Genomic DNA, 20,699 nt, shown 5'->3' with positions numbered 1-20,699 from the left:
TGAATGGGCTCCTTTCAGCGATGTACGGTCAGAACTTGGGAATGCGCAGCGTCTTGCTGATCATCAGCGTGCCGGAGAGCGCGAAGAGCAGCGTGAGCGGATGCAGCTGCCACGGCCCGAGCACCCAGGCGCCGCCCCACACCGCGTCGCCGATGCGGCCCTGCCAGGCGGCCCAGGCCAGAACGCCGACCAGCACCACGCTGGTGGGAATGGGCGTGCCTTCGAAGTACTTGACCTTGTCGGCGCCCGCGGAAAGCGCCTCGGCCGTGACGTTGTAGCGTGCGAGCCGGCTCACGCCGCAGCCGACGAAGTAGATCAGCAGCACGCAGTCCCAGCCGCCGTCCAGGCCCGCCGCGAAGGCGAGCGCGGCGGGCGCCACGCCGAACGAGATCACATCGGCCAGCGAATCGAGCTCGCGCCCCAGGGCGGAGTGGGTTTGCCGCCAACGCGCAATGCGGCCGTCGAACACGTCGAACACGAAGGCCGCCGGCGCGAGCGCGGCGGCCCAGAAGAACTGCGCGAGCGACTGGCTTGCCATGAAGGCCATGGCAAGGAACACCGCGCCCACGCCGCACGCGGCATTGCCGAGCGTGAACGCATCGGCCAGGTGAAAGCCGCGAATCATCGAAAAATGCTTGCGGGCCGGTGCGGAGGAGGGGGTGGTCATGGGGGTGCTTCGGAGTCTGCGAATGCACCGCACCTTAACGCAAGCGGGGCCGCTTGCCTGTAGTCGGCATCCGACTCCGGCTCAGGCCGGAAACCGGGCCTCATAGGCTTTTTCGAGTTCCGCGTGGTTGCTCCAGAACCCCCGGGGGGTGCGCTCGTGCAGCACGTCGTCGAGCACGTCCAGGTGCGCGTGCCAGCCGCTCGAAACGCCGAGTGTTTCCTTGCGGTCGGGCAGGCGGCGATGGGTGAGCACCAGGTGCGTCGAATCGCCCCGGGGCGTGAACTCGAAGCTCACTTCGGATGCGGTGGCGCTTTCGCTGCCCCAGCTGATGGTCAGGCGTTTCAGTGGTTCGATCTCGACCAACCGCGATTTCTGGGATATGGGGCTGCGGCAGTCGGCGAAGCGATCGGGCGCCACTTCGCCGGAAAGGCTGGTGTGGTCGAAGCGCAGTTCGAACACGCCGCCGCTTTTCTCGGCCATGGTGCCGCCGGCCAGCCAACTTGCGCGCTTGTCCGGGTCGATGAAATAGGCCCACACGCGCTCCACCGGCGCGGGCAGGGTGCGCTCCATGCGCACGGTGCCGGGTTCGATCAGGGTTCCGAGGCTGCTCGTCGTCATTGCTTGCTCCTTGAAGAAGGGAAAGAACTTCACTTGCGGGATGCGTTGTCGCGCCGCAGCTCCTGCTCCAGCGCGTCCAGATGGCTGTTCCAGAAGCCTTCGTAGTACCGCAGCCATGCGTTGGCCGATGCGAGCGCCGCCGGCTCCAGCCGGCAGACGTGCGCGCGGCCCTGCACCGTGCGGGAGACCAGGCCGGCGCGCTCCAGTGCCTTGACGTGCTTGGAGGCGCCCGCAAAGGACATTCGAAACGGCGCCCCGAGTTCGCCCACGCTGCACTCGCCCTGGGCCAGCAGCTGCAGCATCGTGCGCCGCGTGCTGTCGGCCAGGGCATGGAACACGGCGTCGAGCCGTTCGTCATCTAGTTCAACCATGAGGTTGAATATAGCCGTGCAAGAAAAGTTATTCAACCAAAAAGTTGAATGAATTGTGTCGTTACACCCGATACAGAAGAGACGCGGTTGCGCCGCCTGGCGCTGGAGCTTGCGAGGTGGCGCTCCTACGATTCCCTTCGTTCCATCCACTCGCTGACAAACAGACAAATGAAAACTATCGCCAATCGCCGCATCTTCCTGCTTGCCGCATCTGCGCTGCCGCTGGCCAGCGCCTGCACCGCCTGGTCCGCGAAAGCGCAACAGGCCACATCGGCCGAGGCGCAGCTCGCGGCGCTCGAAAGCTCCGTGGGCGCGCGGCTCGGCGTGGCCGCGCTCGACACCGGCAGCGGCGCGCGCGTGCTGCACCGCGCAACCGAACGCTTTGCGCTGTGCAGCACCTTCAAGGCCATGCTGGCCGCGGCCATCCTTGCCCGTAGCGCGCGTGACGGCAGCCTGCTGGAGCGCCGCGTGAGCTACGGCAAGAGCGACTTGTTGCCCAATTCGCCCATCACGGAAAAAAACCTGGGGCAGGGGATGACTGTTTCCGCCCTGTGCGCGGCCACCATGCAATACAGCGACAACGCGGCCGCCAACCTGCTGATGAAGATTCTCGGCGGGCCTGCCGCGGTGACCGCGTTCGCGCGCTCCATCGGCGACCAGTCCTTCAGGCTCGACCGCTGGGAGACCGAACTCAACAGCGCCATTCCGGGCGACCTGCGCGACACGACCACGCCGGAGGCGATGGCCGCAAGCCTGCAGCGGCTGGTGCTGGGAGACGCGCTTGGCGCGGCGCAACGCAGCCAGCTCGAAGCCTGGCTCTTGGGCAACACCACCGGCGCGACTCGCATCCGCGCCGGCGTGCCGGCCGACTGGAAGGTGGGCGACAAGACCGGCCTGGGCTCCTACGGCAGCAACAACGACACCGGCGTGCTGTGGCCGCCGGCGGGTGCTCCGGTGGTGCTGGCGGTGTACCTCACCTTTCCCAGGGAGGATGCGCCGGCGCGCAACGACGTCATCGCGTCGGCGGCGCGCATCGTGGTGAACGCACTGCGGGGCTGATCCCCGCGGCTTACTCTTCGCTCGTCCACTCGACCTGCACGCCCAGGCTGCGCAGGTTTTCGACGAAGCGGGGGTGGGCGCGGCGAATGGGCGCGGCATTGCGGATTTCGGAGCGGCCTTCGATGCTGGCTGCCACCATGAAGAGCGCGATCGCCACGCGAATGATGTAGGGGCTTTCGACCACGGCCGGCGTCAGCGGGCTGCCGCCAAAGCTGATGAGCCGGTGCGGGTCCGACGAGAACACATGGGCGCCGAACTTGGAGAGCTCGCTGGTCCAGCCCAGGGCGCCGTCGTACACCTTGTTCCAGAACATCGCATTGCCCTGGGCACGCACGCCCAGCGCGATGAAGATGGGCAGCAGGTCGACCGGAAAGTAGGGCCACGGCGCAGCCTCCACCTTGGTGAGCACGTTGCTCGTGAAGGGCGTTTGCACCTTCAGCGGGCCGCTGCAGGTGGCGCGCGACCAGCCGTCCTGGTGCGTGACGGTGACGCCGAACTTGGCGAAGGTGCGGTCGATCAGCGGAAAATTCTCGGGTGCGCTGTTGCGCACGACCACGTCGCCGCCGGTGATGGCGCCCAGCGCCAGGAAGGTGGTGATCTCATGAAAATCTTCGTCGAAGCGGAACTCTCCGCCTCCGAGGGCATTGCCGCCATGCACCGTGAGCCGCGAGGTGCCGATGCCCTCGATGCGCACGCCCAGCATCGTCATGAAGCGGCAGAACTCCTGCACGTGCGGCTCCGACGCTGCGTTGGTGAGCGTCGATGTGCCCTTGGCCGCCGCCGCGCACAGCACGAAGTTTTCGGTGGTGGTGACCGAGGCGTAGTCGAGCCAGTGTTCGGTGGGCGCAAGCGGCCCGTCGCAGCGCACGAGCAGCGAGCCGCTGGCGCGCTCCACTTTGCCGCCGAAGCGGCGGAACACGTCCACGTGCGGATCGATCTCGCGCACGCCCAGCGTGCAGCCCTTGACGTTGTCTTCCAGCCGCGCAATGCCGAAGCGCGCCAGGAGCGGAGGCACCAGCATGATCGACGAGCGCATTTCCTCGGGCAGCCGGTCGCGTGCGGCATCGAACACCGTGTTGCGGTGGTGCAGCTCCAGCGTGCCGGTGGCGTGGTCCATGCGTGCTTCGCTGCCCAGGCTGCGGAAGATGTCGAGGATCTTGCGCACGTCGGTGATGTCGGGCACGCCGTGCAGCCGCAGCGGCTCACGCGTGAGCAGCGTGGCGCACAGCACCGGCAGCACGGCGTTCTTGTTGGCGGAGGGAGTGATGCGGCCGCGAAGCGGCGTACCGCCGTGCACGATGAGATTGGACATGGGAATACGGGGCGGAAAAGAACCGGAGAAATGAGTGCCGGAACTGTACCCGCCGGGCGGGTGGCGCTGTAGAGCGCGGTAGTGAACTATTCCGCGTTCAGCTGTTCCGCCACTTCGCGCCGGCCCAGGCCCCGCACCGAGGCCAGGCCCTCCAGCTGTGCCTTGCGCGGCCGCGCCTTGCCTTGTTCCCACTTGTAGATGGTCTGGCCGGTAACGCCCACCAGCTTTCCATAAGCCGCCGCCGAGAGGCCGAGCTTTTCGCGGTGCGCGGCCAGTCGGGTGGCGCTGAAGCGGCGGGACGGGCCCGATTCGGCGCCATCGTCCGCATCGCCCGCGGAGGGGGCGCTCGAAGACATCTTCAGCGCGCGCCGCAGTTCCTTCTCCAGTTTCTCGACTTGCCGGCGCAGAGCGGCGATCGAGGCGCGATGGTGCGTGGAAGCTTTTTTCAGCGTTTCGATCTCTGTGCGAACTTCCTTGCGGGCGACACGGGAAATCTCGGTTTTGAGGATGGAGGCAATATTTGGCATGGGCGCATTTTGCACACCTTGCGCGAAGCTGGGCCGAAGGGTAATAAAAAATGCTTATTTTCTGGGTCAGAGCACGAACCAGCCGACCGAGATGAAATGGCTCACCGTGCCCGCCAACACGAACACGTGCCAGGTGCCGTGCGCATGCCGGAAGCCGCGGCGGTTTCGATAGAACACCGTGCCCACCGTGTAGAGCACTCCGCCCGCCAGCAGCCAGGCCAGGCCGCCCCCATCGAGCCGCGCCGCCAGGGGCGCCGCCGCCAGCACGCCGAGCCAGCCCATGCCGATGTAGAGCGCCAGCGGGGGCTTGGAAACCGCGCTGTCCGGTTGCAGCAGCTCACGCCCGATGCCGAAGAACGCGGCGCTCCACACCGCGGCGAGCAGCAGCCAGCCCCAGAGGCCGTGCAGCGTGACGAGCGCAAAGGGCGTGTAGGTGCCCGCAATCAGCAGGTAGATGGCGCAGTGGTCCGCCCGCTCCCAAAAGCGCTTCAGCCGTCCGCGCGTGCTGTGGAACAGCGTGGATGCGGCATACAGCACCACGGCCGAGAGCGAGAACACCAGCGCACCGCCAATGCGCGCGGCATCACCCGTGGGCAAGGTCTTGGCAAGAAAGAGAACGGTGGCCGCAAGGGCAAGCACCAGGCCCAGCAGATGGCTGTACCCATTGAGACGTTCGCCGGGGTACATCGCGTGAGTGCAGCAGTTCTGGTCGGAAAGGGGAGGCGGAGGCCGCGGATGCTAGGTCGCCCTCATGACCGCACGGTGACTCCGGTGCGTGTTCACGCGGCCGTGCCGAAGCGCTCCGCATAGAGCTGCGCGATCCAGTCGATGAACACCCGCACCCGCGGCGACAGCTGCCGGTGGTGCGGGTACAGCACCGAATAGACCATGGGCGGGCAGGGCGTGTGCGGCAATATCTCGACCAGCGAACCCTCGCGCAACTGGCGCTCCACGCTGAAGCGCGGCACCTGGATGATCCCGCAGCCCTGTTCGGCGCAGATCTTGTAGAGGTCGGCGTTGTTCACGCTGATCCAGTCCTTGAGCATGTACATCTCGAGCTTGCCGTCGACCATGAATTCGTACGGAAACACCTCGGGCCGCGAAGCCGAGAAGAAATTGACGCCCAGGTGCCTCGCAAGCTCCGAAGGCTGCGTGGGCGTGCCGTATTCGGCCAGGTAGCCCGGGCTCGCGCAGGTCACTTGCGGCAGCAGCGCCAGGCGGCGGGTGACAAGCGATGAATCCTTGGGCTCGCCCGCGCGCACCACGCAGTCGACGCCCTCCCGCAGCAGGTCCACCAGCCGGTCGCCGCTGCCCATGACAAGCTCGATGTGCGGATAGCGCGCGTGAAACTCGCGAATGCGCGGCAGCACGATCGCCTGCGCCGGCGCGCCGTGGATGTCGATGCGCAGGCGCCCGCGCGGATTGACCGCCAGCTCCGACAGCGAAGACTCCGCGTCCTCCAGTTCGCGCAGCAGATGACGGCAACGCTCGTAGAAGGCCTGGCCGTCGACGGTGGTGCGCACCTGCCGCGTGGTGCGCTCCAAGAGGCGCACGTGCAGCCTGGCCTCGAGTTCCTTGATGGCATGCGTGGCCGTGGCACGTGGAATGTCGAGCGCGGCCGCGGCCTGGGTAAAGCTGCCCAGGTCGACGATGCGGGTGAACAGCTGCATGGCGTCGAAGCGGTCCATGGGTTTCTTCGATTGTTGAGTCTCATTGAATTGTATTGGCGAGATTTGCGTATTTATTCACCCCCACAGAACAGAGAGACTTTCCGCTCACCCCCTTTCGACATTCAAAGGAGCGACCTCATGCAATTGATCTTTCCCCGGCTGCGCGGTGTTTACGACCGGCTGGAGCCGTTGAGCTATGCGCTGCTGCGCATCGCGTTCGGGCTGATGCTCATGACCCACGGCATTCCCAAGCTGCTCGGCCGCAGCCACGGCAGCATGGCCGACCCGCTGGCCGGTTCGGTCAACCTGATTGCCAACGTGCTGCACCTGCCTTTCGCGCCGCTGATCGGGTGGTTCATCGCGCTGCTTGAAGGCGTGGGCGGGCTGATGCTGGCGCTGGGCTTCCTGACGCGCATCGTCGCGCCGATGGTGGTGGTCCAGATGCTGGTCATCTGCTACTTGCTGGCGCCAACCTTCCCCTGGATCGACCGCGGCTACGAATATCCGCTGATGCTGGTCTTTGCCGCGCTTTGCATCGCTGCGCGCGGTGGCGGGCGGGTCTCGATCGATGCGCGCCTCGGCCGCGAATTCTGAGACCAACAAAAAAGGAGAAGCCCCATGAACGAACTCCGGCAGAACGCGGCGGGCCCGGTGCCCGCCTTCAATACCCTCAACCGCCGAACATTCATGATGACCACCGCGGCCAGCGCGGGTGCCGCCGCTTCGGCGGCCAGTGGCACGGCTGCGGAAACCGGCAGCGCGGCACCGCTCTCCGGCGCCGGCTCCCAGGAGACCCGCGTCACCATCAACGGCACGCCCCGCGAACTGACGCTGGAGCCGCGCGCCTCGTTGCTCGACGTGCTGCGGGAGCAGCTCGGCCTTACCGGCGCCAAGAAAGGCTGCGACCACGGCCAATGCGGCGCCTGCACGGTGCACGTGGACGGGCGCCGCGTTGCCTCGTGTCTCACGCTGGCCGTGAAGACCGACGGCTGCGCCGTGACCACCATCGAGGGTATCGAGCCGGCCGACGGCACGCTGCACCCGATGCAGCAGGCCTTTCTCGACCACGATGCGCTGCAATGCGGCTACTGCACGCCCGGGCAGATCATGGCGGCCATTGCCTGCGTGCGCGAGGGCCACGCCACCAGCGAAGCGCAGATCCGCGAATACATGAGCGGCAACATCTGCCGGTGCGGCGCCTACACCGGCATCGTCGAAGCGATCCGCGAGGCGGCGCCGCAAGTGCTTCGGATCGAAGGCCGCATGGAGGGCCGCCGCCATGCATGACTTCGCCTACCTCCGCGCGCGCAGCACCGGCGAAGCCGTGCAACTGCTCGCCCGGCACCAGCCCGGCGCGCACTACTTCGCAGGCGGCACCACGCTGTTCGACCTGATGAAGCTCGGCGTTGAAGCGCCGGCCACCGTAATCGACATCACCCGCATCGAAGGGCTGCGCGAAGTCGATGCGTCGAGCCGCGGCGAACTGCGCATCGGCGCGCTCGCGGCCATGAGCGACGTGGCCGAGAACGCCACGGTGCAGCGCGAATTCCCGGCCTTGTCGGAGTCGCTCTGGAAGGCCGCCTCGCAGCAGCTGCGCAACATGGCGACGGTGGGCGGCAACCTGCTGCAGCGCACGCGCTGCGCCTACTTTCGCGGCGGGCCCGAATTCGCTTGCAACAAGCGCGTGCCCGGCAGCGGCTGCGCGGCACTGGGCGGTCAGAACCGCGGCCACGCGGTGCTTGGCGGCAGCGAAGCCTGCGTGGCCGTGTATCCGGGCGACTGGGCGGTTGCGCTCGCGGCTTTCGATGCACTGGTCGACACCGTCAGCCCGCGTGGCGAGCGCACGGTGCCGTTGCGCGAGCTGCACCGCGCGCCGGGTACCACGCCGCACCTGGAAACGGTGCTCGCAGCCGACGAACTGATCGTGCGCATTCGCATACCGCGCGGGTCCATCGGCCGGGGCTCCACGTACCACAAGATCCGCGACCGCGAGTCCTACGCCTTTGCACTCGCATCGGCGGCGGTTGCACTGGAAATCAGGAGCAACCGCGTGGCCGACGCGCGCATTGCGCTCGGCGGCGTGGCCACGCATCCGTGGCGCGCCGTGCAGGCGGAGCGCAGCCTGGTCGGCCAGCCGTTCACCCGGGCGGCCGCGCGGCGCGCCGCCGAGCTCGCCTTCGAGGGCGCGAAGCCGCTCGAGCACAACGCATTCAAGGTGGCGCTCGGCATCGAAACGGTGACCGACGCGCTGATGCTGGCCAGGGAAAGGAACTGAAGATGGCAACCAACCTCAAGACAGCGCCAAGGAACATGCCTCGCGCGGGTGCCGAGCGTGTCGACGCGCGCGACAAGGTGCGCGGCGCCACGCGTTATGCGGCCGACGATGCGCGCGCCGGGCTGCTGCATGCTGCGCTGGTGCCTTCGCGCATTGCGCGCGGCACCGTCACCGGCATCGACACCGCCGCGGCACAGCGCGTGCGCGGCGTTCGGCAGGTGTTCACCCACGAGAACGTCGGCGCCTTCGACACCGGGGGCTTCCTGATGGGCGGCGGCTTCGGCTTCCAGAGCTTCTATCCGCTGCGCTCGCCGCAGATCGCCTACCGCGGGCAGACCGTGGCGATGGTGGTGGCCGACACGCTGGAGGCTGCGCGCGAGGCGGCGGCCCTGGTGGCTGTGACCTATGCAGCCGTTCCCTTCGTTGCCGGCATCGATGCGCCCGATGCCCAGCCGCAGGCTCAATCGGCATTGCTGCCGCAGCCGATGTTCGCGGACCGGCGGGCGGGCGATGCGGAGGCCGCGCTCCAGGGCGCTGCATTCACGGTGGACGCGTCGTACGAATTGCCGACCCAGCACCAGAATCCGATGGAGATCATCGCGACCGTGGCCGAGTGGAGCGCCGACGGCGTGCTGACCGTTCGCGAGCCCACCCAGAACGCCGAGGGCGTGCGCCATGGCGTGGCCAAGCAGCTCGGCATCGAGCCCGCCAAGGTGCGCGTGCTGTCGCCCACCGTGGGCGGCGGCTTCGGCCAGAAGAACTCGCTGCAGTCGCACACCACGCTGGTGGCGATGGCGTCGCGTGCGCTGGGCCAGCCCGTCAAGCTCGTGCTCTCGCGCAGCCAGCTGTTCCACAACGCGAGCTTCAGGCCCGCGAGCCGCCACCATGTGAGGTTGGGTGCCGACCGCAACGGAAAGCTGACGGCAGCCATCCACGAGATCGACCAGCAGACCTCGCGCCACGACCTGTTTCCGTCGAGCGGCACCGAGATCACATCGCGGCTCTACGGCATCGGCAACTTCCTGGGGCGCGAACGGCTCGTGCGCACCGACGTGCAGACGCCCGGCTACATGCGCGCGCCATTCGAGCATCCGGCCGCCTTTGCGTTCGAAAGCGCGGTCGACGAGATGGCCTACGCGCTCGGCCGCGACCCGGTCGGGTTCCGTCTTGCGAACGATGCGGCTGTCGACCCGATCAGCGGCAAGCCCTTTTCTTCGCGCCACCTGGCCGAATGCCTCGTCAAGGGAAGCACCGCCTTCGGTTGGGCGCGTCGCACGATGGCGCCGCGCTCGATGCGCGCGGCCGACGGCAGCCTCATCGGGTGGGGCGTGGCGGCCGGTGCCTACAAGGCGGCCATCGCACCGGCCGTTGCCAAGGTGCGGCTGAACGCCAACGGCACGGTGAGGGTGGCGGTGGGCGGCCACGAGATGGGGCAGGGCATTCGCACCGCCATTGCATTGACGGTGGCGCGCACGCTGGGCGCGCCGGTGGCGGCGGTGGAAATTGTGCTGGGCGACACCACCGCCGCGCCGCAGCACCTGACCGCCGGCTCCTGGGGCACAGCCACCGCGTTGCCGCCAGTGCAGGAAGCCGCCCAGCGGCTCATGGACGATCTGCGGCAGAACGCCGGGGCGCAAGCCGGTGCACAAGCTGATGCGAATGGCGCCACGGCGGTAGCGCTGCTGCGCGCCTCGGGCCGCTCCTTTGCCGAGGCCGAAAGCCGCATGCGCGCGCCGGGCCAGCCCGAGCAGGTCTTCGGCCGGCTCACGGGGGGCCTGCCCGCAGCGGCAGGGCCGGTGTATCCGGACTTTGTCGCCTTCAGCTTCATTGCGCATTTCGTCGAGGTGCGCATCGAACCCACCACGCGCCGCATCCGCGTGCCGCGCGTGCTCAGCGTGGCCGACTGCGGCACCGTGGCCAGCCTGCGCACCGCGCGCAGCCAGGTCGAAGGCGGGGTGGTGTGGGGCATAGGCGCCGCATTGCGCGAGGCGAGCGAGGTCGATCCGCGCTACGGCGGCTTTCTCAACGCCGATCTTGCGGAATACGTGCTGCCCGTTGCGGCGGACATCGGCCGCATCGACGTCGACTTTGTCGGCAAGCCCGACACGCGGCTCAACGCCATGGGCGTGAAGGGCCTGGGCGAAGTGGCCATGGTGGGCGTGGCGCCCGCCATCGTGAATGCGGTGTTCCACGCCACCGGCAAGCGGCTGCGCCGGCTGCCGCTGCGGCTGGAGGACCTGCTGGAGAGCTGAAGAGCTGAGCCTTGGCGCTACTTGCCCGTGCCGAACGAATTGACATGCACCTCGACGATGTCCACAAACTCCGGCAGCTCCAGCAGGAACTCGGCGTCGCGTGCTAGCGGCGCCACGCGCAGCGGATCGCCGCGCTCCGCGTGCATGGCGTGCATGTGTTCGATCGACTGCCAGTAAGACACGGTCCTGAACTCGGCGGTGTCGCCGTTCAGTTTGCGAAAGTACTGCACGCCCAGGCATTGGGGCTTTTTCGCGATCTCCTGGATGCCGTGCTCGAAGCTGTAGCGCAGGTATTCGTCGGCCCGCGCGATCGGTGTGCGGCCTTGCCACACACGTCCGATCAAAGGGGTGGCGAGCAGTTTGCATTCGACGGACATGGGTGCTCCTTTTCTTGGAGGCGACAAAACAAACGGCACCCCGTGTGCCGTCGATGTCGTGAAAAAGACTGGCGCTCGTGCCGGCGCCGGTGCGTAGGAAGCCGTCGCCTTCGCCTGCAAGCGAAGGCTGGGCGCTCAGCTTTCGAATGCGCCTTGAAGCGTACGCGCCAACTCGGCCGCGAGTGCCTCGCGCTGCGGCGCGGGGCGCCAGAAGCCGCGCGTTGCCACGCCTTTCGATTCCCACTCCGGATGATTGCGGGCCGGACGCGCCGCGCGAACGGCCGCCGCGGTGGCGCGTGTCGGCGCATCCTGCGTTGCGCTGGTTTCGGCCGCAATGCGCCCGGTGGCCGCGTGCCCGCGCTGCTCCAATGCCCGCGTGAGCTTCAGTTGCCATGCCACTACCGCGAACAGCACGCCGTCTTCGATGGTGAGCTCGTGCACGTCGCGCAGCTTGTTCACCAGCTTGCGCCCGAAAGGGCCCCAGCCCTGCGAAACGGCACCGCCGATGGCACCGCCTACCGCGGCACCCGCGCCGAGTGAAATGCCGGCCACGGCAAGGTCCGCCACCACGCCCACCGCGGCGCCGATGACCGCGCCCTTGCCGAGCCGCAGGCCCGCGTCCTTCATCGCCTCGGGGCTGAAGAAGTCCAGCGTCCAGCGGCCCTCGACGAGCGGCAGCGGCGCTTCGCCGGCATCGTCCTGGCGAAAGCCGTAGAGCGCGAGCAGGTCGTCGGTGCAGCGCTGCGCCTTGTCGAACACGTCTTTCTGCAGTGCGGCGACAAGCGCCTTCCGGCGCGCGGTGTCCGCGAATTCTTCGGCCGGCACGGTGCGGCGCAATGCCGCGGCATCCACCAGCAGTTCGGCGATCCGCGCGCAGGCCGAGCGCCGCCGTTCTGCGGCTTCGGCGGCCAGCGAATCCATCACGCCGTGCAGCAGTTCGCGCCGGTCGCGCAGCAGTGTCGAAAGGTCGTTGTAGAGCTCGCGCTCGGCTCCCACGAAGGGCGCAGCGGCATCGAAGCGCACCTGCACGTGCAGGCCATAGGCCGAGAGCAGCTCTTTCCAGGCGGGCTCGCGGCTTGCCGCATTGCGCACGAAGTTCAGAACCGGCAGCACGGGCCGCGCGCAGGAGTTGAGCAGTTCGATTTCGTCGCGAAACTTCGGCAGCACCGGTTCTCGCACGTCGATGACGAGAAAAGCCGCGTCGATGTCCAGCATGGTGCGCAGCACCTTGGCCTCTTGCTCGAACACGCCGTGCGCCTCGGGGCCCTGGAGAAAGGCGCGGATGCGCTCGGGCGGCGTGGCCTGCGGATCGAGCCCGGCCAGGTGCTCGCGCAGGGCCACCGCATCTTCGAGCCCCGGTGTGTCGAAGAAGCGCACGGCAGCCTGGCCGTTCACTTCAAGATCGGCCGATTCCACGTGGCGCGTGGTGCCGGGGCGCTGCGACACCTCGCCGAAATTCACGCGCCGCGTGAGCGTGCGCAGCAGCGAGGTCTTGCCTGCGTTGGTGTGGCCGACAACGGCAATGCGGATGGGTTGCTGCGTCATGGTGCCGTGCCGAGTTGCTTCAGGGCGTCTTCGAGCCGGTGCGTGACCGCGACGCGTTGCAGGCCGGTGCCCTGCAGCCAGTCCACCCAGCGCTGAGCCAAGCCGGCGTCAGCCGCCTCTTCCGCCGCGTGAGCCGGCCACAGCCGGCATTCACCGCAATGGGCCAGCACTTCGCGCAGAAAGCGCTCGGTGCCGCGGTCGGGGCTCGATGCGGCATGGCACACCAGCAGCACCGCACGCGGGCGTGCCAGTGCCAGCTGGTCGAGCAGTGCGCGGCGCGCGGGGGCGCTGCCGTCGATGCGCTGCACCTGCGCGGCGGGCAAACCCGCGGGCGGCCATGCCAGGTCGGCAGGCAGCTCGAACCCGATGACGAAGAGCGCGTCCTGCAGTTCCGAAGGCGCGAGGCTGGCAGGCGCGGTGCCTGGTGCGCCGCCGGGGTCGGCATCCACGATGGCCGGCGGCGCGAGTGCGGCGAACCTGGCCATCAGCTTGCGGTAGTAGGGGTCGCTCCAGTCTGGCTGCAGTGCGGCTTTGCGCCTGTGCCACACCACGGCGCTCAGCAATACCAGGGCCACGCGCGGCAGCAGCCCGTACACGGCGATGCAGCCCGTGAGCCACAGCGCCCATGTGCGCTGGCCCGCGGCACCGGGCGCGGCCGAGAGAATCGTCGCCGCATCGGGAACCGGAAAGCCGAGTTGTGCCGGCGCCCAGCCCAGCGCATGGACCGCGCGCACGAAAAAATCCGGGTCGAGAATCGTCGTTTCCCAGCTCAGCGTGTAGCTGCGGAACGCAAGCGCGAACAGCAGCGCGGCCAGCACCACCGCGAAAGACAGCGCCCAGATGCCGTGGCTCACGAGCCCGAACGCCCAGGGCAGCAGCCGCGCCCGGCTCAAGAGGCCGGTGGCCGCCCGCAGCAGCACCGGTGCCTGGCCCCGCTTGCCGCCGGCCACGCGCGCGGTGAGCGAAAGCCATATCCATCCGAGCGAGCTTGTGTTGAACGAGCCGAGGGGAAGCCACAGGCCGGCCAGCCACAGCAGCAGTGCGAGCAGGTGAATGCCCAGCAGGCTCACGAGCGCGACGATCACATTGATGTGCCGTTCGCCGCCGCCGACCACGTTGCCCGCCAGGCCCAGGCCGGCAACGACGACCAGCGCTACCAGGCCAAGCAGCACCCACGGGCCCCATTGCCGGGCGCGTACAAGTTCGGATTGAAGGCCGATGCGTTCGCCGAGCTGGAGCGCGCGGGCCGTGATGCGCGTGTGCGCGTCAGCTGAGCGGGAGGCGGCGGTGCGCATGGCTTGCGCATCATCGAGTGGACCTTTCTCTTCGGTCCATCGGATCGCCTCGGTAATGACCGCGTCCGGAAAAGCAGATTCGCGCAACGCGGTGTTGATCAACAGGGTCCCTTCGCAAGTGGCGTTCCGCGATGGCGGAAGGCGGGCAAATTATGCCCGGCGCGCTGCGATGGACTCTATGCGAACGACTAGAGAAGGGACCGCAAGCGATCCCTTTCGTGGAACACCGCGGAACCGGCTTTGCCGGGCCGCAGGTGTTGCCCCCGGCGAGGGGGAGGGAGAAGCGACACGAAGTGCGCGCAGCCTGGGGGAGTGCCCATCTCTAGCGGAGGCCGAAGAACGAAAGCACGGCCACTACAACCACGACCAGACCGACGATGTAGATGATTGAATTCACGCGAGGACTCCTCGTTGTTGACGACAGCGCCAGCATCGCGCCGCAGGGGGGTGGCGGCTGTCGGCGAGGGGCGGCCTGTGCTGTAGGACTCGCCAAGACCCGGGCGAGCGCATGCGCCCCGCCAGCGCAGCCTCAGGCCGCGTGCTTGCGGCGCGGCTCGAGGCCCAGTGCCTGCTCGAGCAGCCAGCGCATCGCCGAATGGATTTCTTGCGGATCGGCGCCGGCATCTATCTCCAGTGCCGCCCGGTCGAAGGCCGCCGATAGCAGCCGGGAGAGGGCGTCGAGCGAGACTTCTCCCTTGCCCAAACCGGCTTTTTCCAGCCCCTGGCGCAGCGAGCCGGCCGAGGTGGCGTCGTCGATGGCCATGATTTCTTCCAGGCCCAGCACGGCCGGCCCTTCGATCAGCAGCAGCCGCGTGCGGCCCGGCGCGCTCATCGCGTTCAGGTAGGCCTGGCTTCCCTCCAGCAGGGCTTCGCGCGGCGTCAGCTGCCGTGGCGTGGCCGCCTCGATGTCGGCCGCCACGGTTTCGGCCTCGCGCACCAGCACCTGCCTGAACAGGTCGCGCTTGTCCGCAAAGTGGTGATACAGCGCGCCACGCGTGATACCGGCGGCAACAGCAATCTCGGGCGTCGAGGTTTCGCCGTAGCCCTTGCTGACGAACAGCGCTCGCGCGGCGTCGATCAGCGCAAGGCGCGTGGCTTCCGTGCGTTCCCGGTTGGTTCTGGATTGAGAGTCGGCAATGGATTTAGGCATTTACATACAGGCTGTCTGTAGATTAATATACAACTTACATGCAGACTGCATGTTAATTGAAAGGACCGACGCCATGAAAGTGACAAGCTACTACCCGGTGATCATGACCAATGACGTGGCCGGAACCGCCGCCTTCTACCAGGCGCATTTCGGCTTCACGCCGCTCTTCACGAGCGAGTGGTATGTGCACCTGCAGATGGCAGAGCAGCCATCGGTGAACCTTGCCGTGCTCGACGGCCGGCACGAGACCATTCCCGCGCCCGCGCGCGGCCAGGTGGCGGGCGGGCTGCTGCTCAACTTCGAGGTGGACGACCCCGACGCGGTTCACGACCGGCTCGCCGCGGCCGGCCTGCCGATTCTTCTGCCGCTGCGCGACGAGGCCTTCGGCCAGCGCCACTTCATTACCAGCGACCCGAACGGGGTGCTGATCGACATCGTCAAGCCAATTGCACCAAGCGCGGAGTTCGCGGCGTTGTACGAGGCCGGCGCACTGCCCACCTGAAGCTGGCTACGCCCGCAGCGCTTCGCCTTCGTCTTCCTCGAGCGAATCGCCCAGGAAGCCGCCGCTCTGGTGCGCCCACAGCCGCGCATACAGGCCGCCTTGTGCCATGAGCGAGCGGTGGTCGCCTTCTTCCACCACGCGGCCTTCGTCGAGCACGATCAGCCGGTCCATCGCCGCAATGGTCGAGAGGCGGTGCGCAATGGCAATCACGGTCTTGCCTTCCATCAGCCGGTACAGGCTCTGCTGGATGGCGGTTTCCACCTCGGAGTCGAGCGCGCTGGTCGCCTCGTCGAGCAGCAGGATCGGCGCGTCCTTCAGCATCACGCGTGCAATGGCCACGCGCTGGCGCTGCCCGCCCGACAGCTTCACACCGCGCTCGCCCACGTGCGCCTCGTAGCCGCGCCGGCCGGTCGCGTCGCCCAGCGTCTGGATGAATTCGTGCGCCTCGGCGCGCTTGGCGGCGGCCTCGATCTGCTCCTGCGTGGCGTCAGGGCGGCCGTAGGCGATGTTGTCCGCCACCGAGCGGTGCATGAGCGAGGTGTCCTGCGTGACCATGCCGATGTGGCTGCGCAGTGAATCCTGCGTCACATGGGCAATGTCCTGCCCGTCGATCAGGATGCGGCCGCTTTCCAGGTCATGAAAGCGCAGCAGCAGGTTGACTAGCGTCGACTTGCCCGCGCCCGAACGGCCGACCAGGCCGATCTTTTCACCGGGCCGCACCACCAGGTTCAGGTCGTCGATGACACGGCGGCCGGCATCCGCATAGCGGAAGCTCGCATGCTCGAAGCGCACCTCGCCGCGCGGCACGTGGAGCACGCCGGCATCGGGCGCGTCCAGCACGATGCGCGGGCGCGACAGCGTCTTCATGCCGTCCTGCACGGTGCCGATATTCTCGAACAAGCTCGTCATCTCCCACATGATCCAATGCGACATGCCCTGCAACCGCAAAGCCATCGCTGTGGCCGCGGCCACGGCACCCACGCCCACCGTGCCGTTCGACCAGAGCCAGAGCGCCGTGCCGGCCATGCCCGCCGTCAGGCCCATGCTGAGCGCATGGTTGACGATTTCGAAGGCGCTCACCAGCCGCATCTGCCCGTAGCCGGTGTACATGAACTCGCGCATCGCCTCGCGCGCAAACCCGGCCTCGCGCTGCGTGTGCGAGAACAGCTTGACGGTGGCGATGTTGGTGTAGGCGTCGGTCACGCGGCCGGTCATCAGCGCGCGCGCGTCGGCCTGCGCCTTGCCCACCTTGCCCAGGCGCGGCACAAAGTACATCAGCGAAACCGCATACAGAACGAGCCAGATGATGAACGGCACCACCAGCTGCAGGTCGAGCACGCTCACCAGCACGATGATGGTCACCACATACACGCCCATGGCCACCACCACGTCGGCCAGCACAAAGAGGGTGTCGCGCACCGCGAGCGCGGTCTGCATCACCTTGGCGGTGATGCGGCCCGCAAACTCGTCCTGGTAGAAGGCCATGCTCTGGCCCAGCATCAGCCGATGAAAGTTCCAGCGCAGGCGCATCGGCAGGTTCACCGCCAGCGTCTGGTGCTTGACGATGGTTTGCAGCGCGACCACGCCGATGCTGATGACCAGCAGCGCGGCCAGCCACATCAGCGTGTCGCCGCGGTCTGCCCACAGCCGCGACGGTACCTGGCCGCCGAGCCAGTCGACCACACGCCCGAGCACGGCGAACAGCAGCGCCTCGAAGGTGGAGATGGCCGCGGTGAGCGCCGCCATGGCGGCCATCTTGAGACGCAGGCCTTGCGTGCAGGCCCACAGGAAGGCAAAGAAGCCCGTCGGGGGAAGCGCCGGTTCGGCAGCGGGATAGGGGTGGAGGAGTTTTTCGAAAAAACGGAACAAGGCGTGCAGTCTCCAGGGAGAAGCTGCGACTTTATCCCGGGGCGGCATTCCTTGCCCCGAAAGGGTGCGTTCCGGCGTTGCGCTCTGCAGTGGCCCGGGTCATTCGCCCAGAACACAGAACCAGTGCCATCGCACCACATGGTGCCCGCAGTAGCGGTCGACCACGCGCGACGCCAGTTCCTGGTTGGCGTACATGTCCGAACGCCTGTCGACCCACACCATGGCCTCGTAGAGGTCGTCCGAGTCGCCGGTCAAATCGAACTTGTCCAGCAGCGCATTGGCGAGCGCCCAGTTTGAAAATTCGTCGCCGCCCGCCGCCTGGTTGCGCAGCAGATCGAGCCTGGACTGCGCCACGGCGGCCCGTGCAGGTTCGATCGGCGGCGTGACACCGACGGCCGGACTGTTCATCGCGAAGGTCAGGAGAACGCCGGAGACCACCGCCCCTGTAGCGAAGGACCCGATGAGCTGCGTCCGCTGCGAGAGCCGAAGCATGATTGCGCCTTTTGCTGCGGACAGGCGTCGAACGGTGCGGTCGAACATGGCAAACCCTCTTGTTGTAGATATTGGTGCGCGAGCGTAGGCCTCCACCGCAGCCGCCGCGTCATCGGAAGCGATGACGCGGCGGCATACATCCTTCGCGTCAGGCCGTTCGTCCGAGGCCGCTCAATCCGCCAGGCGCGTCTGGTGCCGTGTCGGAGGTGTCGAGTGGTGCAGAAGGCGCAGCAGATCCCCCTGCCTGGAGGTGCCGGTCTTGGAGTAGATCCTCTGCAGGTGGGTGCGAATGGTCGGCTCGCCCACGCCCAGCATGCCGGCGGCCTCGGTGCCGCCGAGGCCTTGCGACAGCGCCATCAGCACGCGCAGTTCGCCGCCGGTGAGCCCATGCAGCCGTCCAAAGGCCTCCCCGGGCATCAGCGGCGGCTGCACGGGGTCTTGCATGAACACGGCAACACTCGCCGCGAACGGTGCGAGGACCCCGGCGCGCCGGCCATCGGCAATCGGCAGCAAGGTGGCGACGTAGCCCCCGCCGGTTCCATCAGGAATGCCGATCGCATGGTCCTTGGTGCGCATGTCGGCACCCTCGCGGCCTGAATCCTGGATCGCCTGCGTCAATGCGGCACGAGCCGCCGGATACACCGGGGACAACCGGTTGTCGACCAGGCGCATCGCCGTGCCCGACCTGACCTGCCGCTCGGCCGCGGTGTTCATGTACACGACGTGGCCGTCGCGCGCGGCCAGGAAAACGCCGGCTGCCAGCCCGTCGAGGGTTCTCTTCAGCACGTCGGAATTCAGCACCTGGATGTCGAGCGCATCGGAAATCGCCAGAGCGCGGCAGACATGCGGAGCAAGGAGCTTGAACAGGCCAAGGTCGCTCTGCTGGTAGTGCGGCGACTTGTCGCTGCGCGACGCGTGCAGGGACGCCATGCGCCCGCCGGTGCGCAGCGCCGGAAACCACATGATGTCGAGCACGCCGTGCGGCTGCAGTACCTCGCGGTAGAAGCCGCTGTCGTGCAGATGGAAACGCTCCATCGACAGAGCGCTCACGTCCCCCAGGTTCGAGAGGACATCCGCCGCGGCCATCGGGCTCTCGGCGTACCGGGCGCCGAGTTTCTGCAGAAACTCCGGCTCATAGCCGAAGACGTACAACTGGTCGTTCTGGACCTGCTTCAGGTCGTGCACGCAGATGCCGCCGCCGACGCTGTCACAACGCTGCGCAATCATTTCGCATGTTGCAGCCCACCGCTGCGGGTCGAGGGAGCAGTCGTAGATGGCACCGATCAGCTCCGACAGCTCCGCGGCGGAAATCTGTTCCGGGGCGGTCATCGCACGGGGTACCTACCCGATGCCCGTGCCGGGGGCACAAGGTTCGTCAAATGCCATACGATGCGGGGCTGATTCATCGACGAATCGTAGGCAGGCGGGCTGCGTCGCGTAATAACCTAAACAGGTGATCAATTGAACGCAGGAGTCGAGCCCGCCGCACAGCCTTCAATACCCGATTGCACCGAGCAGATCTACACGCTGTGGGACAAGCTCGCGAACTACCCCATCGGCGACGGCGATGAAGCGCTGGAGCACCTGCTCGGCAGCCTGTGCTCGATCTTTGGCGCGCATAACGCGCTCTGGTCGGTGGTCGTGCGGCTGCCCAGCCCCGCGGTGGGCGACGCGTTGAACGGCTGGCGTCCGCTATACGTCCGGCTTTTGCGGCCCTTGCCGCCGATTGCCGCTTCGGTCCAGGAGCAGTTCGACACCTTGTGGTCGCCGTCTGTCGACCTCTCGCAGATCCTTGCGGTGTCGGGCGAGGAACCGTTTCGCACACAGCTGCTGTTTGAAGCGCTGCCTCCCGAGTGGTTCAACGGCCCCCACTACCAGCGCCATTACCTGGATGTCGGGCACGCGGACAGCATGTCGATGCGTTGCGCAATCAACGCCGATGTGCGGGTGCATCTTTTCATTTTCCGGAGCACGGAAACCCCCCGGTTCTCATCGGCGGACAAGAACCCTTTCGGCCTGGCGCTTCGCGGACTGCGGTGGTTCTATCGCCAGCAATTGCTCAGCCACGGGCTCCTCATCGCGAACGCACCGCTCACCGCAACGGAGCGCAGGGTCTTGCTGGGGCTGCTCGAGGGAAGGGCGGAGAAAGTAATCGCAGCCAATCTGGGCCAAAGCCCGAACACGACGCACATTCACGTGAAGTCGATCTACGCCAAGTTCGGCGTGCATAACCGGGCGGCGCTGACATCCCTCTGGCTCGGGCGCCTGCCCGAAGCCCGCTGATCGAACATCGATTCGTCAGCGCAGCGATCTCACGCCTCATTGTTTCCGATGACTCCTTGAGCGTGCGATCTCCCTAGGCTCGGGACCTCACCGTTCCGCCCGGCCAAGACCTCACAGGCGGTTCCAACTCGAGGAGTCCACTGTGAACACAAGCCGAATCTTCCCGCTGCCGCTGCCGGCCGACGCAGTCAAGGTGCCGAGCCCGTCCGTGCACGACGCTTTCAAGCGTGCTGTCGAAAGTCTTGTGCGGCGCTGCGGTGCTGCCACGATCGACCTGCGGGAACGCTACCTCTCGCAATCGGTCGATCATGAAGATCTCGAGAACCGCATGCGTGAATGGGAAGCGTACGAAGCCCGCTCGCGATGCCTTCCCCCCGCGCTGTGATCGTCTACTGGCCTGTCGATCCCTGATGGGAGATGTCTGGCGCTACAGTC

Annotated in this window: 22 protein-coding genes; 8 read left to right on the top strand and 14 right to left on the bottom strand. The window is 67.2% G+C overall.

The genetic code is table 11. The features are described from left to right. Positions 1 to 28: 28 nt before the first annotated feature. From GOQ09_RS16615 to GOQ09_RS16605, 3 genes are all read right to left on the bottom strand, one after another. Positions 29 to 667, bottom strand: a complete 639-nt coding sequence (locus tag GOQ09_RS16615; RefSeq protein ID WP_157614514.1) for a CDP-alcohol phosphatidyltransferase family protein — start codon at positions 665 to 667, stop codon at positions 29 to 31. 81 nt (positions 668 to 748) lie between these two features. Continuing rightward, positions 749 to 1,285 carry an SRPBCC family protein gene (locus tag GOQ09_RS16610; protein WP_157614513.1) on the bottom strand — a complete coding sequence of 179 codons (537 nt, stop codon included), beginning with the start codon at positions 1,283 to 1,285 and terminating at the stop codon, positions 749 to 751. Between the two features lie 29 nt (positions 1,286 to 1,314). Continuing rightward, complete coding sequence (locus GOQ09_RS16605) at positions 1,315 to 1,656, bottom strand: ArsR/SmtB family transcription factor (RefSeq protein WP_126746849.1); 342 nt, start codon at positions 1,654 to 1,656, stop codon at positions 1,315 to 1,317. A gap of 168 nt (positions 1,657 to 1,824) precedes the next feature. Between GOQ09_RS16605 and bla the strand changes: the two genes are divergently transcribed. After that, positions 1,825 to 2,715, top strand: a complete 891-nt coding sequence (bla, locus tag GOQ09_RS16600; RefSeq protein WP_157614512.1) for a class A beta-lactamase — start codon at positions 1,825 to 1,827, stop codon at positions 2,713 to 2,715. Between the two features lie 10 nt (positions 2,716 to 2,725). On the opposite strand, the gene GOQ09_RS16595 is transcribed toward bla, so the two are convergent. The 4 genes from GOQ09_RS16595 to GOQ09_RS16580 form a co-directional block, all read right to left on the bottom strand. Then, complete coding sequence (locus tag GOQ09_RS16595; RefSeq protein ID WP_157614511.1) at positions 2,726 to 4,027, bottom strand: UDP-N-acetylglucosamine 1-carboxyvinyltransferase; 1,302 nt, start codon at positions 4,025 to 4,027, stop codon at positions 2,726 to 2,728. Between the two features lie 86 nt (positions 4,028 to 4,113). Continuing rightward, positions 4,114 to 4,554 (bottom strand): helix-turn-helix domain-containing protein, encoded by a 441-nt coding sequence (locus GOQ09_RS16590; RefSeq protein ID WP_157614510.1) that lies wholly within the window; start codon positions 4,552 to 4,554, stop codon positions 4,114 to 4,116. A 66-nt stretch (positions 4,555 to 4,620) separates the two neighbouring features. Continuing rightward, positions 4,621 to 5,241, bottom strand: a complete 621-nt coding sequence (gene trhA, locus GOQ09_RS16585) for a PAQR family membrane homeostasis protein TrhA (protein ID WP_157614509.1) — start codon at positions 5,239 to 5,241, stop codon at positions 4,621 to 4,623. Positions 5,242 to 5,333: 92 nt separating this feature from the next. Then, the gene (locus GOQ09_RS16580; protein WP_157614508.1) at positions 5,334 to 6,242 is read right to left on the bottom strand and encodes a LysR family transcriptional regulator; all 909 of its coding nucleotides are present in this window, start codon (positions 6,240 to 6,242) and stop codon (positions 5,334 to 5,336) included. Positions 6,243 to 6,362: 120 nt separating this feature from the next. Here GOQ09_RS16580 and GOQ09_RS16575 point away from each other — a divergent pair, with 120 nt between their 5' ends. Genes GOQ09_RS16575 through GOQ09_RS16560 form a run of 4 tightly spaced genes read left to right on the top strand, consistent with a single transcriptional unit; the run spans position 6,363 to position 10,751 of the window. Next, entirely contained in the window at positions 6,363 to 6,818 is a 456-nt protein-coding gene (locus GOQ09_RS16575) for a DoxX family protein (RefSeq protein WP_157614507.1), read from the top strand. Positions 6,819 to 6,842: 24 nt separating this feature from the next. Beyond that, positions 6,843 to 7,511, top strand: coding sequence for a (2Fe-2S)-binding protein (locus tag GOQ09_RS16570; RefSeq protein WP_165442093.1), 669 nt, complete (start codon positions 6,843 to 6,845; stop codon positions 7,509 to 7,511). After that, entirely contained in the window at positions 7,504 to 8,499 is a 996-nt protein-coding gene (locus GOQ09_RS16565) for an FAD binding domain-containing protein (protein ID WP_157614506.1), read from the top strand. Before GOQ09_RS16570 ends, GOQ09_RS16565 begins: the two co-directional genes overlap by 8 nt. A 2-nt stretch (positions 8,500 to 8,501) precedes the next feature. Beyond that, positions 8,502 to 10,751, top strand: coding sequence for a xanthine dehydrogenase family protein molybdopterin-binding subunit (locus GOQ09_RS16560; protein WP_242630861.1), 2,250 nt, complete (start codon positions 8,502 to 8,504; stop codon positions 10,749 to 10,751). Between the two features lie 17 nt (positions 10,752 to 10,768). Here the strand turns inward: GOQ09_RS16560 and GOQ09_RS16555 are convergent, their stop codons facing one another. The 4 genes from GOQ09_RS16555 to GOQ09_RS16540 form a co-directional block, all read right to left on the bottom strand. After that, positions 10,769 to 11,128 (bottom strand): hypothetical protein, encoded by a 360-nt coding sequence (locus GOQ09_RS16555; protein WP_157614505.1) that lies wholly within the window; start codon positions 11,126 to 11,128, stop codon positions 10,769 to 10,771. Positions 11,129 to 11,263: 135 nt separating this feature from the next. Beyond that, positions 11,264 to 12,673, bottom strand: a complete 1,410-nt coding sequence (locus GOQ09_RS16550) for a GTPase/DUF3482 domain-containing protein (protein ID WP_157614504.1) — start codon at positions 12,671 to 12,673, stop codon at positions 11,264 to 11,266. Next, complete coding sequence (locus GOQ09_RS16545) at positions 12,670 to 14,070, bottom strand: DUF2868 domain-containing protein (protein WP_157614503.1); 1,401 nt, start codon at positions 14,068 to 14,070, stop codon at positions 12,670 to 12,672. Before GOQ09_RS16545 ends, GOQ09_RS16550 begins: the two co-directional genes overlap by 4 nt. A gap of 427 nt (positions 14,071 to 14,497) precedes the next feature. Further along, positions 14,498 to 15,118 carry a TetR/AcrR family transcriptional regulator gene (locus GOQ09_RS16540; protein WP_157614502.1) on the bottom strand — a complete coding sequence of 207 codons (621 nt, stop codon included), beginning with the start codon at positions 15,116 to 15,118 and terminating at the stop codon, positions 14,498 to 14,500. A gap of 73 nt (positions 15,119 to 15,191) precedes the next feature. On the opposite strand from GOQ09_RS16540, the gene GOQ09_RS16535 reads away from it, so the two are divergent. After that, on the top strand, positions 15,192 to 15,620 hold the full coding sequence (locus GOQ09_RS16535; RefSeq protein WP_157614501.1) for a VOC family protein: 429 nt from the start codon (positions 15,192 to 15,194) through the stop codon (positions 15,618 to 15,620). A gap of 6 nt (positions 15,621 to 15,626) precedes the next feature. On the opposite strand, the gene GOQ09_RS16530 is transcribed toward GOQ09_RS16535, so the two are convergent. The 3 genes from GOQ09_RS16530 to GOQ09_RS16520 all read right to left on the bottom strand — a co-directional run bounded on the left by GOQ09_RS16530 (position 15,627) and on the right by GOQ09_RS16520 (position 19,310). Beyond that, on the bottom strand, positions 15,627 to 17,537 hold the full coding sequence (locus tag GOQ09_RS16530) for an ABC transporter ATP-binding protein (protein ID WP_157614500.1): 1,911 nt from the start codon (positions 17,535 to 17,537) through the stop codon (positions 15,627 to 15,629). Positions 17,538 to 17,588: 51 nt separating this feature from the next. Then, positions 17,589 to 18,029, bottom strand: a complete 441-nt coding sequence (locus tag GOQ09_RS16525) for a hypothetical protein (RefSeq protein ID WP_242630860.1) — start codon at positions 18,027 to 18,029, stop codon at positions 17,589 to 17,591. Positions 18,030 to 18,152: 123 nt separating this feature from the next. After that, positions 18,153 to 19,310 (bottom strand): helix-turn-helix transcriptional regulator, encoded by a 1,158-nt coding sequence (locus tag GOQ09_RS16520; protein WP_157614499.1) that lies wholly within the window; start codon positions 19,308 to 19,310, stop codon positions 18,153 to 18,155. A gap of 132 nt (positions 19,311 to 19,442) precedes the next feature. Between GOQ09_RS16520 and GOQ09_RS16515 the strand changes: the two genes are divergently transcribed. After that, positions 19,443 to 20,264, top strand: a complete 822-nt coding sequence (locus GOQ09_RS16515; RefSeq protein WP_242630859.1) for a helix-turn-helix transcriptional regulator — start codon at positions 19,443 to 19,445, stop codon at positions 20,262 to 20,264. A gap of 142 nt (positions 20,265 to 20,406) precedes the next feature. Continuing rightward, a complete protein-coding gene (locus GOQ09_RS16510; RefSeq protein ID WP_157614498.1) occupies positions 20,407 to 20,649 on the top strand; it encodes a hypothetical protein in 243 nt (80 codons plus the stop codon). The last annotated feature ends 50 nt before the right edge of the window (positions 20,650 to 20,699 follow it).

Source organism: Variovorax paradoxus (assembly GCF_009755665.1).
Classification (GTDB): Bacteria; Pseudomonadota; Gammaproteobacteria; order Burkholderiales; family Burkholderiaceae_C; genus Variovorax; species Variovorax paradoxus_G.
Note: the sequence above shows the minus strand (reverse complement) of the source record. Positions and strands in the feature narration are given on the sequence as shown.